Annotated in this window: 13 protein-coding genes and 1 pseudogene; 6 read left to right on the top strand and 8 right to left on the bottom strand. The window is 68.9% G+C overall.

Annotated features, from left to right (window positions below):
* Positions 1 to 22: 22 nt before the first annotated feature.
* Entirely contained in the window at positions 23 to 220 is a 198-nt protein-coding gene (locus AB0B90_RS19405) for a hypothetical protein (protein ID WP_362923812.1), read from the bottom strand.
* On the opposite strand from AB0B90_RS19405, the gene ligA reads away from it, so the two are divergent.
* Entirely contained in the window at positions 219 to 2,339 is a 2,121-nt protein-coding gene (gene ligA / locus AB0B90_RS19400) for an NAD-dependent DNA ligase LigA (RefSeq protein WP_362923810.1), read from the top strand. The genes AB0B90_RS19405 and ligA overlap by 2 nt on opposite strands.
* Positions 2,340 to 2,488: 149 nt before the next feature.
* Here the strand turns inward: ligA and AB0B90_RS19395 are convergent, their stop codons facing one another.
* The 3 genes from AB0B90_RS19395 to AB0B90_RS19385 are packed head-to-tail and all read right to left on the bottom strand — an operon-like array spanning position 2,489 to position 4,754.
* Positions 2,489 to 3,493, bottom strand: coding sequence for a HEAT repeat domain-containing protein (locus tag AB0B90_RS19395; RefSeq protein WP_350949602.1), 1,005 nt, complete (start codon positions 3,491 to 3,493; stop codon positions 2,489 to 2,491).
* Positions 3,494 to 3,500: 7 nt separating this feature from the next.
* Complete coding sequence (locus AB0B90_RS19390) at positions 3,501 to 4,181, bottom strand: HEAT repeat domain-containing protein (protein ID WP_362923807.1); 681 nt, start codon at positions 4,179 to 4,181, stop codon at positions 3,501 to 3,503.
* 57 nt (positions 4,182 to 4,238) lie between these two features.
* Positions 4,239 to 4,754, bottom strand: coding sequence for a MarR family transcriptional regulator (locus AB0B90_RS19385; protein ID WP_350949604.1), 516 nt, complete (start codon positions 4,752 to 4,754; stop codon positions 4,239 to 4,241).
* Between the two features lie 196 nt (positions 4,755 to 4,950).
* Between AB0B90_RS19385 and AB0B90_RS19380 the strand changes: the two are divergent.
* Positions 4,951 to 5,250: pseudogene (locus AB0B90_RS19380) on the top strand (cellulose binding domain-containing protein); the annotation flags it as partial.
* On the opposite strand, the gene AB0B90_RS19375 reads toward AB0B90_RS19380, so the two are convergent.
* Complete coding sequence (locus AB0B90_RS19375; RefSeq protein WP_350949606.1) at positions 5,240 to 6,073, bottom strand: PaaX family transcriptional regulator C-terminal domain-containing protein; 834 nt, start codon at positions 6,071 to 6,073, stop codon at positions 5,240 to 5,242. The pseudogene AB0B90_RS19380 and the gene AB0B90_RS19375 sit on opposite strands and share 11 nt — an antisense overlap.
* Positions 6,074 to 6,145: 72 nt before the next feature.
* On the opposite strand from AB0B90_RS19375, the gene AB0B90_RS19370 reads away from it, so the two are divergent.
* The 3 genes from AB0B90_RS19370 to AB0B90_RS19360 all read left to right on the top strand — a co-directional run bounded on the left by AB0B90_RS19370 (position 6,146) and on the right by AB0B90_RS19360 (position 9,942).
* Positions 6,146 to 7,012: an amidohydrolase family protein gene (locus AB0B90_RS19370; RefSeq protein ID WP_350949607.1), complete on the top strand. Its 867-nt coding sequence runs from the start codon at positions 6,146 to 6,148 to the stop codon at positions 7,010 to 7,012.
* 91 nt (positions 7,013 to 7,103) lie between these two features.
* Positions 7,104 to 8,435 (top strand): MFS transporter, encoded by a 1,332-nt coding sequence (locus tag AB0B90_RS19365; protein WP_362923805.1) that lies wholly within the window; start codon positions 7,104 to 7,106, stop codon positions 8,433 to 8,435.
* A 37-nt stretch (positions 8,436 to 8,472) separates the two neighbouring features.
* Positions 8,473 to 9,942: a long-chain fatty acid--CoA ligase gene (locus AB0B90_RS19360; RefSeq protein ID WP_362923803.1), complete on the top strand. Its 1,470-nt coding sequence runs from the start codon at positions 8,473 to 8,475 to the stop codon at positions 9,940 to 9,942.
* A 170-nt stretch (positions 9,943 to 10,112) separates the two neighbouring features.
* Here AB0B90_RS19360 and AB0B90_RS19355 read toward each other — a convergent pair whose 3' ends face one another.
* Positions 10,113 to 10,703 (bottom strand): helix-turn-helix domain-containing protein, encoded by a 591-nt coding sequence (locus AB0B90_RS19355; RefSeq protein WP_350949610.1) that lies wholly within the window; start codon positions 10,701 to 10,703, stop codon positions 10,113 to 10,115.
* Between the two features lie 122 nt (positions 10,704 to 10,825).
* Here AB0B90_RS19355 and AB0B90_RS19350 point away from each other — a divergent pair, with 122 nt between their 5' ends.
* Positions 10,826 to 11,680 carry a DUF998 domain-containing protein gene (locus tag AB0B90_RS19350; RefSeq protein ID WP_362923801.1) on the top strand — a complete coding sequence of 285 codons (855 nt, stop codon included), beginning with the start codon at positions 10,826 to 10,828 and terminating at the stop codon, positions 11,678 to 11,680.
* Positions 11,681 to 11,814: 134 nt separating this feature from the next.
* Here AB0B90_RS19350 and AB0B90_RS19345 read toward each other — a convergent pair whose 3' ends face one another.
* Together AB0B90_RS19345 and AB0B90_RS19340 are read right to left on the bottom strand one after the other, a co-directional pair.
* Positions 11,815 to 12,546 (bottom strand): sulfite exporter TauE/SafE family protein, encoded by a 732-nt coding sequence (locus tag AB0B90_RS19345; RefSeq protein ID WP_362923799.1) that lies wholly within the window; start codon positions 12,544 to 12,546, stop codon positions 11,815 to 11,817.
* A gap of 117 nt (positions 12,547 to 12,663) precedes the next feature.
* Positions 12,664 to 13,104 (bottom strand): MarR family transcriptional regulator, encoded by a 441-nt coding sequence (locus AB0B90_RS19340; protein WP_350949613.1) that lies wholly within the window; start codon positions 13,102 to 13,104, stop codon positions 12,664 to 12,666.
* Between the last annotated feature and the right edge of the window lie 146 nt (positions 13,105 to 13,250).

Below are 13,250 nucleotides of genomic sequence, written 5' to 3'. Positions count from 1 at the left end.
GGGTGGGGGGTGGTTGGGGGCGTCATGCGCACTTGTCGAGAATGTCCGTCCGGTTCAGCAGGCCGAGTAGGCGGCGTATGTCGATCGGTGCGTTGATCAGGTGGGCCGTGCCGTCGCGGCACAGGTCGGTCAGCATGCGCAGGCCTGCGACGTCGGTGAACTCCAGGCGTCCGATTCGGTGGCCGGAAACTGTCGGTGCCGGGAGAGATGATGGGATCATGACCGACGCGCCCCCCAGCACTCTTCTCGCTGATCAGACCGCCTACGCCGAAGCCGTTCAGCTCGCCTTGGACGCCGCCGCGGCCTACTACGGTGACGGCACCTCCACGTTGGACGACGACGCCTACGACCGGTTGGTCCGGGGCATCGAGGCTTATGAGGACGAGCATCCCGAGGAGGTGTTGCCGACTTCGCCGACGGGCAAGGTGGCCGGGGGTGCGGTGGTCGGTGATGTGCCGCACGCGGTGCCGATGCTCAGCTTGGACAACGTCTTCGGTGCCGGGCAGCTGGCCGACTGGGCCGCCTCGCTGGAGCGCAGGCTTGGGCGCCCGGTCGCGGCGTGGAGCGTCGAGCCCAAGCTCGACGGGCTGGCCATTTCGGCCCGTTATCGTCACGGCCGTCTGGTGCGGCTTGTGACCCGTGGCGACGGCGCCGCCGGTGAGGACGTCTCTCACGCGATCGGCACCGTTGTGGGGCTGCCTTCCAGGTTGGCCGAGCCGGTGACCGTTGAGTTGCGCGGTGAGGTGCTCATGACGGCGTCGCAGTTCGAGGAGGCGTGTGCCAAGCGGCGGGCGCATGACGGCACCACGTTCGCCAATCCGCGTAGCGCCGCCGCCGGGACGCTGCGTGCCCAGGACCGGCCGTATGTGTGCGAGTTGACCTTCTTCGGCTATGGGGCGCTGCCGTATCCCGATGATGTCTCCGAGACGGCTGAGTGGTTGCGTGGGCTGCCGCACAGCGAGGTCATGGCGTGGGTTGCCGGGCAGGGGGTGCAGACCACCGCGGCCACCTCGGTGGCCGGGATCGTCGCTGAGACGTTGGAGGGGGTGCGGGAGCGGGTCGAGGAGATCGCCGCGGTGCGGCCGGAGTTGCCGTTCGGTATCGACGGGATCGTGATCAAGTGTGATCTCGCCGGTGATCAGGCGCAGGCCGGGTTCAGTTCGCGTGCTCCGCGGTGGGCCGTCGCCTACAAGCTGCCCGCGACCGAGAAGATCACCAAGTTGGTCGGTGTGGAGTGGAACACCGGCCGTACCGGCGTCATCGCCCCGCGTGCGGTGTTGGAGCCGGTCGAGCTCGATGGCAGTGTCGTCACCTATGCCACGCTTCACAACGCCTCCGACATTGCGCGTCGGGGTTTGATGCTGGGTGACAGTGTGACCGTCTACAAGGCGGGTGATGTGATTCCTCGTGTGGAGGCGCCGGTGGTGCATCTGCGCACCGGTGATGAGCGGCCGATCGAGATTCCGAAGGTCTGTCCTACCTGTGGTGATGCGATCGACGCCTCTCAGGAGCGGTGGCGGTGCGTGCGTGGTCGTGCCTGCCGGACGATCGCCTCCATCGGTTATGCCGCGGGTCGTGACCAGCTCGACATCGAGGGTTTGGCGGAGAATCGTATTCTGCAGTTGTTGAACGCGGGGTTGATCGCCGACTTCGCCGACCTGTTCTTCCTGACTCGCGAGCAGGTGCTGGGTCTGGAGCGGATGGGGGAGACGAGCACCGACAATCTGCTGGCCGCGATCGAGCGGGCCAAGGCACAGCCGCTCAGCAGGGTGTTCTGCGCGCTGGGTGTGCGTGGCACCGGCCGGTCCATGAGTCGTCGCATCGCCCGGCATTTCGGCAGTATGGACGCCATTCGTGCGGCCGACGCCGGGGCGATCGAGGCGGTCGAGGGCATCGGCCCGAAGAAGTCGCCGGCGGTGGTGGCCGAGCTCGCCGAGCTCGCGCCGTTGATCGACAAGCTGGTGGCGGCCGGGGTCACCATGACCGAGCCCGGCTGGACGCCTCCTGCCGCCCCCGTCGTCACCGTCGTCACCGGTGTCGACGGGGGCGACGGGGGCGAGGCCCCCGCGACGTCGGGTGACGCGTCCGGGTTGCCGCTGGCCGGGATGTCGGTCGTGGTGACCGGTTCCATGAGCGGGGCTTTGGAGTCCTTGACCCGTAACCAGATGAATGAGCTGATCGAGCGTGCCGGGGGTAGGTCCTCTTCTGGTGTCTCGGCGAAGACGTCCTTGTTGGTGGCCGGGGAGAAGGCGGGTTCCAAGCGGGCCAAGGCCGAGAGTTTGGGGGTGCGGATCGTCGGCCCCGAGGAGTTCGCCGGTCTCGTCGGCCCGTTCCTTTGATCGGGATCGGAACGGGGTGGTGACGTCGTCATGCGATCGCGGGCGATCTCCTGGTTCACCGTCCTCTCCTGATCTGTGTGGCTGCGGTCACGAGTTGTTCGGTGTCGTGTTTTTCGGTGTAGGACTTGGTGTGCCGGGCGAAGGGCCGGCTATCGGGTGTCGCGCATTTTGAGGATGTAGGCCGCGGTGAGCGCGACGGCGCGGTCTTCGTCGTGTGAGAGGTCGGCGAGGGCGCGGGAGGCGATGGTTGCCGGGATGTCCGCGAGTGCCTGCGCGAGGCGTCGGCGTGCCGGTGGTTCGGTGGTGCCGGGGGCGAGGCGGTCGACGAGGCCGGTGGCGATCTGGTCGGCCAGGGCGGGGGTGCTCGCCAGGGTGCTCAGCGCGTCGGCCGCGTCGACGTCGTTCGTTCCCTCGACGACCATGTCGATGAGGGTCGGGATCGCCTCGGTCGCGCCGCGTGTCCCCAGTGCCAGGGCCGCGTGCCGGCGGACGACGAGGTCGGGGTGGGCGAGGGCGTTGCGCAGCAGTGCGGTCGCCTGGGCGTCCGGGATTTCGGCGATGGACTGGACGGCGCGTTCGCGTACTTCGGCCACGGGTGAGCCGAGGCCTTTGGCCAGCAACGCGGTTCCGCTGTCGGCCGATCGCGCCAGGGCCCATCGAAGGGCTCCGGCGACGTTCGGGTCCTTTTCGCTGAGTGCCGCCTCGACCAGTGCTTCCACCGGCATCGAGACGTCTTCGGTCCAGGACAGGGCCGCGTGCTGGCGCTTGCCGGCGTTCTTTGATCCCAGTGCCTGCAGGAGTTCGACGGTGTGGAGGACCTCCTTCCAGTCGGTGGGTTGCGCGGCGCCGATGCGGCGAAGTCGCGTGAGTAGTTCGGTCTGCCGCGCGATGCGTTCCTGGGTTTGGTCGATGAGGTGTTCGACGAGTTGTGCGGGGGTGAAGGCGGGGTCTTCGAGGGCGCGCCCGACGTCGTGCAGTGACAGTCCGAGCGACCGCAGGCTCTCGATGTGGAAGATCCGCTGGATGTCTTCCGCGGAGTATTCGCGGTAGCCGGCGTCGGTGCGGCCTGTTGGCCGCACCAGGCCGAGTGCGTCGTAGTGCCTGAGCATGCGGGCGCTGACTCCGGAGCGTCGTGCCACCTCACCGATCAACACCGTCTCATCATCCCTGCCTTTCGGTTTCGCCGAGGGCCACGACGCGCTTGGCCTGTTCGATCGCGAACTCGAATCCGGTCTCGGGGTCGCGTAGGAGTTGCTCGGTGGCGATCGCGTGCGCGCGCACGCGGGGGTCTGCTCGTGTCTGGGCGGCGTGCAGGATCGGCGAGATCACCTCGCCGAGCGCGATGAGCGCCCGGCTGAGGCTGAGTTGGGTCTCCCGTTCGCCGCGGCCGAGTTGTGTCGACAGTGCCGCGGCGAGTTCGGGTTTCTCCCCTTCGGGGACGAGCACGACGGCCGCCCGCCAGGCGCTGCGGGCGACCTCGTCGTCGGCGTCGGACAGCAGAGCTTGGGTGATCGCGGGCCACGCTCGCCGATCCCCGATCTTGGACAGGGTGTGCAGCGCCTGGCTGCGTGCCTGGGCGCGTGGTGAGCGGACCTCGTCGAGGAGTATGGGGAGGGTCATCGACGCGGGGTGGCGGGTGAGTGCCCAGGTGAGCGTGTCGCGTACCGGGAATTCGTCTTCGATCGCGCATCGTTCGATGAGTTTGTCGATGAAGCGCGGGTCGGGGTTCGTGCCGAGCGCCAGCGCCGCCCGTAGCCGCACCGACGGGTCGTCGTCCTGCAGTGCTTGGAGGGCTGGGATCGGGTTGGTGTTCGGGTTGGTGTCCTGTTTCGGCATGGTCATGGGGCCACCTCCTGGCCCTCAGTGAAGACCTTGTCACTGTGTCAAGGTCAAGCTGGATCATGCCGTGAGGTCGTCAGGGGTCTTCGTCCGCCGGAGTCCGGCATTGGTGGGCTCAGGGGGGCGCAGGGCTCGGGTGCAGAGGGTGAGGCCCTCCATCAGTGTGGTGCGGGTGTGGTCGTCGACGTCGGCGAGCATGTCTTTTTCGATGCGGTCGAGTGCGCGGTCGCAGTGTCGTAGGGCGGCCTGTCCTTCGCGGGTGAGGTGGGTGCGAAGCACCCGGCCGCCGTCGGGGTGTGCGTCGCGGTGGATCAGGCCGCGTTGTTCCAGGTCGCGTACGACCAGGTTCATGGCCTGTGGGGTGACGAAGGCGATGCGGGCGAGTTCGGCCGAGGACAGTCCGGTGCGCATGCGCAGTTCGCTGAGTGCCATGTATTCGGTCGTGGTGACGCCGTAGTGCACGAGTGCCTCGTCGAGTCGGGCGCGGATGCGACGCTCCAGCCGGTAGACCAGGTAGCTCAGGTGAGGTGCCGGTTTGGGCGGTTGGTCGGCTGTGGGGTCGCGGCGTGAGGTCACCGGATGACGATAACGGGCGATATAAGTTTCGCGCCTCAAATATCAAGCTACTTGATAACAAATCGCTTGATAACCAGCGCAAGCAGCTTTTTTCGTCGCTTGGGGACCATGATCCGGTACGAGCCAGACGCCCACCAGCAGCGACACCCCGTCGCCGACTCCGACCCCCGGCCCGGGGGGCGGGTGCAGGGTCACCTACCTTCCCAACACCTGGAACAACGGCTTCACCGCCGATGTCACCGTGACCAACACCGGGTCGGCCCCCGTCAACGGCTGGACCGTGACCTGGACGTGGCCGGGTAACCAGCAGGTCACCAGTGCCTGGAACGCCACGGTGACCCAGTCGGGCTCCCAGGTCAGCGCGCGCAACGTCTCCTACAACGCCACCATCGCCCCGCAGGCCCGCAGCAGTTTCGGGTTCCAGGGCACCTACAGCGGCACGAACTCGGCTCCGGCGGCGTTCGCGCTGAACGGGACCGCCTGCGTCATAGGGTGAGTTCGTCCAGCAGGCCGCCGGCCACCTTCAGCGCGGGCCGTTCGTACTGTTCGGCCCGCGCGCGGAAGACCTGCTCGGCCCGGATCGCCGGCCAGTCGCCGGGCAGGTGCTCGGCCGGCAGGTGAGGGTCCTGGCGGACGAGTTGCAGCCAGTCGGTGTGCAGCACCAGTTGCCGTACGAGGTCGTCCGGCGCGTCGGGCAGCGGCCGGGTGAGGTCCCACCTGGTGAGGAAGGCCCGATAGCGCCGGGCGATCTGCTCGATGTCGAAGGCCTTGGCCACCAGGTCGGCGGCCTCGGTGGGTTTGAACGCCCTCGCGGTCAGCACCGTGACGTGATCGTCGACCTCCAGCGACTCCAGCACCCCGCAGACCTCCCTCGCGCCGGGAGCGATCCACAGTCCGCTCTGCAGCGGGCCGAATCCGGCCCAGATGAGCCGGGAGCGCAGGTCGTGGCGGGTGCTGCGGCGGCTGTCGGGCAGGGAGAACCCGACGACCGTCCAGGTGCCGTCCCAGTCGCGGTTCACCGCGCCGGTCTCCCAGATTCGCCGGCGGCCGTCGCGCAGCACCGCCTCGGCGTGCGGGGTGAGCCCGACATAGACCCTGCGCCCTACCCGGTGGCGGGTCAGCAGGTCGCGTTTGACCATGCGGGCGAGCGTGGAGCGGACGGCCTCCTCCGAGACGCCGAGGCGGGCGAACACCTCGATGATGCTGCCCGTGGAGATGGCGGTGCCGCGGTCCAGGGCGTGGATGCCGAGGAAGCTGAAAATCAGGGACTGCGGGCGCGCGGACGGCGCCGCCGGTTCGTCTTCGCCGCCGATGCTCACACCGAAAGCGTAGACGGGCCAGATGTCAGGCACATAATTGACGGAAGTCAAATATGTGCACAAGGAGAGTTTATGAACGTCGACGAACTGGTCGCCATCGACGTGCACACGCACGCGGAGGTCTCCGCGGACGGGCACGCCTCGCTCGGCGACGAGCTGGCCGCGGCCTCGGCGAAGTACTTCAAGGGGCGCTCTCGGCCCACCGTCGCCGAGATGGCCGCCTACTACCGTGAGCGCAGGATGGCGGCGGTGGTGTTCACCGTCGACGCCGAGCACGCCACCGGGCATCGGCGCATCTCGAACGAGGAGGTCGCGGCGAGTTGCGCCGCGCACGCCGACGTGCTGATCCCCTTCGCCAGCGTCGATCCGTGGAAGGGCAGGGCCGGGGTCCGCGAGGCGCGCCGGCTGGTGGCCGAGCACGGGGTGCGCGGCTTCAAGTTCCATCCGAGTGTCCAGGGCATCGCGCCCGACGACCGGGTGGCCTACCCGCTTTACGAGGCGATCGAGGAGATGGGGGTGCCGGCGCTGTTTCACACCGGGCAGACCGGTATCGGTGCAGGTCTGCCCGGCGGGGGCGGGATCCGGCTGAAGTACTCCAACCCCATGCTGGTCGACGACGTCGCCGTGGACTTCCCCGAGTTGCGGATCATCCTGGCCCATCCGTCCTTTCCCTGGCAGGACGAGGCTCTGGCGGTGGCCACGCACAAGCCGCAGGTCTACATCGACCTGTCGGGGTGGTCGCCGAAGTACTTTCCGCCGCAGCTCGTCCGGTACGCCAACACGCTGCTGAAGGACAAGGTGCTCTTCGGATCCGACTACCCGATGATCACGCCGGATCGGTGGCTCGCCGACTTCGACGCCCTCGACATCAAGCCCGAGGTCCGCCCGAAGATCCTCAAGGACAACGCCGTGCGCCTGCTCGGGCTCGGCACCGTTTAATGCTGGGCAAAGGATTGACGTCCGTCACAAAAATGCCTAACCTCCGGGCAAGCAAGCGCAGTAGCTCGCTCTCGGACTGAGGAGCTCAGTCATGACGAACCCGTCGGTCTTTCCCCCCAACCAGGTTCAGCTACGCCGCGCGGTGGCCTCCAGCTTCCTGGGCAGCGTGATCGAGTACTACGACTTCCTGCTGTACGCCACGGCCTCGGCGGTGGTCTTCAGCAAGATCTTCTTCTCCTCGCTCGACCCGCTCACGGCCACGGTCGCCAGTTTCGGCACCTTCGCCACGGGGTACCTCGCCAGGCCGCTCGGCGGAGTGATCTTCGGCCACTTCGGCGACCGGCTCGGCCGCAAGCGCATGCTGGTCTTGACCATGACCCTGATGGGTGTCGCCAGCTTCCTCATCGGCGTGCTGCCCACCTACGAGCAGATCGGCGCCCTGGCCCCCGTCACCCTGGTCCTCCTTCGCGTCCTGCAGGGCGTGGCCATCGGCGGCGAATGGGGAGGCGCCGTACTGATGTCGGCGGAACACGCCAGCAGCCGCCGCGGCCTGTGGGCGAGCTTCACCAACGCCGGAGCCCCGTTCGGCATGGTGCTGTCCACCGGCGTGCTCAGCGGCACCGCGGCCGTCGTGGGCGAGCAGGCCTTCTTGAGCTGGGGCTGGCGGGTGCCGTTCCTGCTCAGCATCCTCCTGCTGGGAGTCGGCCTGTTCGTCCGGCTGCGGGTGGAGGAGACGCCGGTGTTCGAGGCGGCCGGCGCCGGCGGCCGCGCCACCCGGATGCCGCTGCTGGAGGTGTTGCGCAACCACCCCAGGACCCTGCTTCTGGGGGTGGGGGTCGGCCTGTCGGCGTTCGTGGCCCAGGGCACCCTGACCACCTATCTCATCGCCTACGGCGTCCGGACCGGTTTCACCCGCCAGGCCGTGCTGAACGGCCTCACGCTCTCCTCCGCGCTCGCCGTGGTGAGCATCATCGCCTGGTCGGCGCTCTCGGACCGGGTCGGACGCCGCCCGATCGTGCTGGCGGGCGCGCTGCTCATGGCCGGGTTCGGCTTCGCGCTGTTCCCGATGGTGAACGCCGGCAGCGTCGCGCTGCTCGTCATCGCGCTGGTGCTGGGCCAGGCGCTCATCCACCCGATGATGTACGGCCCGCTGGGGGCGCTGTACGCCGAGTTGTTCCCCACCAGGAACCGCTACACCGGCGCCTCGCTCGGCTACCAGCTCGCTGGACTCGGCGCCGGCCTGGGCCCGCTGCTGTTCGCCCAGCTGGACGCCTCCTCCGGGGGCGGCAGCACGACGACGATCTCGGTGATCATCGCCGTCTGCTGCCTGCTGACCGTGGTCTGCGTGCTGGCCCTGCGGGAGACCAGCGGCGACGACCTCACCTCCGGCGCCCCGGCGATCCGTGCCGCCACCGATGCGTAACGCCGGGCTCGGCGGCTGGCCCGCACGCCGAGCCCAGATGAGCCCTCAGCGCACCGCGTTCGTCTTCGCGGGCCGATCGGTCAGCTACGCCGACGTCTGCGAGCGGGCGACCCGCCTGGCCTCACGGATGCGCCAGGCGGGGATCGGGGCGGGGGAGCGGGTCGCCTATCTCGGCCCCAACCACGTCGCCTTCGCCGAGACCATGTTCGCCACCCACATGCTGGGGGCCGTCTTCGTCCCGCTGAACTTCCGGCTGACCGCGCCCGAGATCGGCTACATGCTTGGCCACTCGGGCGCCGCACTGCTGGTGTACGACCCCGGCTGCGCGCAGACCGTACACGCCCTGTCCGGGCCGTACACGCTCGTGGCCCTGGAATCGCCCGCGCCGGGGGAGCACGACTTCGAGACCTGGGTGGCGCGGGGCGATCCCGGTCCCATCGACGTGCCGGTGGCACTCGACGACCTCGCCCTCATCCTCTACACCTCCGGCACGACCGGCGCTCCCAAGGGGGCGATGCTCAGCCACGCCAACCTGGTGTGGAACTGCTTCAACATGATGGTCGGCGTGGATGTGACGAGTTCGGAGGTGACGCTGATCAGCGCGCCGCTCTTCCACGTCGCGGCGCTGAACCAGACGCTGCTGCCGACCTTCCTCAAGGGCGGCACCTCGGTGATCATGCCGTCCTGGGACGCGGAGGTGTGCTACGACCTCATCGAGGAGCACCGGGTGACGTGGATGTTCGGCGTCACCACGATGTTCGCCGACTTCGCCAGGTCGCCGCGCTGGGCCGAGGCCGACCTGTCGTCGCTGCGTACCCTCATGGCCGGCGGCGCGGCCATCCCCGTGGCGCTGATCCGCACCTACCAGGAAAGGGGCCTGGTCTTCTGTCAGGGCTACGGACTGACCGAGACCGCCCCCGGCGCGACCTTCCTGGAGGCGGGCGAGAGCGTGCGCAAGGTGGGCTCGGCCGGGGTGCCGGTCTTCTTCTCCAGGGTGCGGGTGGCGCGCCCCGACCTCACGACGGCACCGGCCGGGGAGCCGGGCGAGGTGCTCATCCAGGGGCCGAACGTCACCCCCGGCTACTGGCGGGACCCGCAGGCCAGTGCCGCCGCGCTGACCGAGGACGGCTGGTTCCGCTCCGGCGACATCGCGATCATGGATGAGGAGGGTCATCTGAGCGTCGTCGACCGCATCAAGGACATGTACATCTCCGGCGGGGAGAACGTCTACCCGGCGGAGGTCGAGGAGGCGCTCTTCGCGCATCCGGCCGTGGCGGAGGCCGCCGTGGTGGGGATGGCCGACCGCCGGTGGGGCGAGGTGGGCCGCGCTTTCGTCGTGCTTCGTCCCGGCGCCGGCGTCGCCCCCGGCGAACTGGCGGACTTCCTGCGTTCCCGGCTCGCCAAGTACAAGATCCCCGTCCGTTTCGAGATCGTCGGCGCGCTGCCGAAGACGGGCTCGGGCAAGATCCGCAAATCCGAGCTCCGCGGCCGCCCCCTGCCCGAATGAGCCGATGACGCGCTGTTGCTGTTCGACGTGCTGACGGCGATGAAGCCGCCGTCGCGGGCGGGCCGCAACGACAAGAGGCGCTGTGGTCGGCGCTGCGCCGCCGCGACGTGTATGCGATCGGCGTCGAGCCGAAGCGATGAGGTTGCCCCGCGAGCCTGCACGGCTGCGCTCTAACCTCCGGCCTCGAGGTAGCGCGTCCAGCCCGCATCCAGGAGTCGGAATCCTGCGTCGATGGTCCGTTCCGGATCGGCCTCGCGGGTGGCGCTGAGCTGGATGTGCAGGGCGAACCGGACGTAGAAGCGGATCTCGTCGCTCGGCTCGGAGAGCCCGAACTCCTCGGTGATCGTGGCGACGAGGGCGTCTTCGTGGCGGAACCACATTTTCTCCGCGTAGTCCACGAGGGCCGGTGTCTGCTCCATGAGGGCGAGGATCTGGCGCTGGGGTTCGGATGTGAGTGCGGCGATTTCGAGGAGGTAGTGGGCTTTCAGCGCGTCGGAGATCGTGGTGCCGGGCGCCCGGGCGCTGACCGCGGCCAAGAGGTGTTCATGTCGGTCGTCCTCGTCGCTGAAGACGAGTGCCTCCTTGTGGGGGAAGTGCGTGAAGACCGTCTTGGGCGACACGTCCGCCTTGTCCGCGATCTCGCGAACAGTGACCGCATCGAAGCCACGTTGGAGGAAGAGCGTCGTCGCCGCGTCCAGGATCGCCGCCCGCGTCGCGGCCTTCTTGCGCTCTCGTCGCCCCACGGCCGTTCCATTCACCATGGCTCGATCTTACTGGTACCGGCCTCTAAGTATATTGACAATAAAAGTAATCTCGATGTACTTAGTGTGTGAGTGAAGTAAGGTCGGCGGCGGAAGACGATTCGGGCGGCAGGACCGAACCCGTGAGAACCTCCACCGGCCCTGGTGTCAGCGCCGCAGCAACGCCTGAAAGGACTACAGCCATGACCGGGTACACCCACTCGCGTTCCGGCATCGAGCAAGAAAAGCCCGGGAACGACTCGCGACCCGACACGCCCGGCCCCGATGTGCTTCGGCTTTCGCGGCGACGAGCCGCGGGAGCGTTGCTCGTCGCCGGCCCTGTGATCTTCCTGCTCGCGGAGTTCGTCGCTGCCGCAGCGTGGACGGATCCGCCCTACAGCTACACGTACCACTTCATCAGCGATCTCGGAGTCCACGGACCTTCGACCCTGTTCGGGCAGTACATGTACTCACCTCTTGCCTGGGTGATGAACACCGGTTTCATCCTGTTCGGGATCACGATCCTCGCCGGTATCGCGCTGCTGCGCGGCCTGTCGGGCTGGCGCCGCTGGACGACGCTCGTGCCCGCGACACTGCTGGCCGTCGGCGGTGTTCTGCTCGGCTTGTTCCCGGGCTCCGGCGAGGCTTTGGAAGACGGCACCGGCGCCTACCACAGCATGGGAGCCTTCGCGGGCTTTATCGGCGCGAACATGCTCGCGGTCGTGCTCGGGAGGATGCGCCGGCGTGTCGGGTTCTCGCCCGGGATCGGGAGGGCGCTGGTCACGACCGGAGTGGTCGGCCTGCTCTCGACGACGGCCTACCTCCTGATGATCATCTCTTCCGCCGGCGACTCCGCGAGCGGCGTCATCGGCCTCGTCGAACGCGGTGCCACCCATCCGTTCCTGATCGGGCTTCTCTGCGCGGGAGCATCGGTCTGGAGTCGCCGAACCCTCGACATGCCGGACGCGCACCCCGCCGCCGAGGTCAAGGCCGGGTGACGCAGAACCCCGCGATCACCACCAGCCGCCAGGCCCTACGCTCGGGTCCGTGCGAGGCCGGCGGCGTCGTCGACGCCGGCCTCGCACGGTGTGCACGATGCTCACCGGCAGATCGACCCCGGAAAATCCCTCGCTCACAGCTCCCACAGCCCTTTGCCCAGCGTGGTGAGCCCGCCGCCCAGCGCGAGCAGCAGCACCATCAGCCGGGCCGGCCTTTCCGGAACCCGCCGCGCCAGTGCCGCGCCGATCGCCGAGCCCGCCGCGATGGAGGCCGCGACCAGCAGCCAGACCGGCGCGGGCAGCTGCGGCACGCCTTTGGCCGTCACGGAGAAGGCGTTCACCACCACCCCGTACAACTGGGCGTTCGGCACGAACTCCCGTACCGTCCAGCCCGCGTTCACCGCGTACAGGGAGACCGCGGGGCCGCCCACCCCGGCGGAGGAGTTCATGAACCCGCTGGCGGCCCCGGCGGCCACCGCGCCTTTGACGCCGCGCAGGGCCGGCACCCGAGCACCCCACATCACCAGCGCCACGGCCACGCTCACCAGCACCCCCATCCCGGCCAGCAGCACCGGCTCGGGCAGGCGGGCGGCCACCCAGGCCCCGGCCGGTACCGTGCAGGCGGCCGCGGCGACCAGCGGGACCATCGCGGCCAGGCGCACCTGGCGCCAGGTGCCGGCGAGGCCGACCGCGCTGATGGCGCCGGCCGCGCAGTTGGCGAGCACCACGCCCTCGGCCGGGCCCAGCAGCAGCACCAGGGCGGGCACCGACACGAGCGCGAACCCGATCCCCGCCAGCCGCTGCACCGAGGCTCCCACCACCATGATCACGCCCAGTACGAGGAAGACCCCCCACTCACTCGCCACGGACGGCTCCTCGCGGATGCTTTTCACCGGTGATTCGCCACAGCCTTCCCCCGCGCGGCCGGAGCGATCAACAGCTTTTCCCCGCCTCGGCCGGCCCCGGCGCGATCCGGGCGCCGCTCACCCCCGCTGGTGGTGTGCGAGCAGCTGGGTGAGCAGGCGGGTCAGGGCCTGCCGGTCCTCGGCCGCGAGCGGTCCGAGCAGCTCCTCCTGCGCCTCGTCGAGCGCCCGGTCCAGGCGCCGCAGCTGCCGATCACCCGCCGCGGTGAGGGTCACCAGGTTGCGCCTTCGGTCCTCGGGGTCCGGCGTCCGCTCGACCAGGCCCTGCCCGGCCAGCTCGTTGATCGCCGCCACGACGTCACTGCGGTCCATGTTGCACCGGCGGCCGAGCTCGGCCTGACTGGCCACCCCGAACTCCTCCAGCGCGGCCAGGATCCGGTAGTGGTATCCACGCGCCCCCACCTGCCCGAAGCCGTCGGAGGCCAGGCGGTGGGCGTGCACCGCCAGCTGGGTGAGCAGCCAACTCGGCTTCGCGGTCAGACGTGCGGGTGTTTTTTCCACATCAGCCACCATACATCGTTGGTATGACCAATAAATCTGTATATAGTGGGCGTCGCCAACGTTGGTGGAGCCAACGGAAACGGCGCGGGCCGTGACCGCCCGAACACGCGAGCACCGATCACGTTCGGGCGCGCCATGGACACCCG

The sequence above is a fragment of the Streptosporangium sp. NPDC049078 genome, assembly GCF_040648855.1.
In the GTDB taxonomy this organism is placed as follows: domain Bacteria; phylum Actinomycetota; class Actinomycetes; order Streptosporangiales; family Streptosporangiaceae; genus Streptosporangium.
Note: the sequence above shows the minus strand (reverse complement) of the source record. Positions and strands in the feature narration are given on the sequence as shown.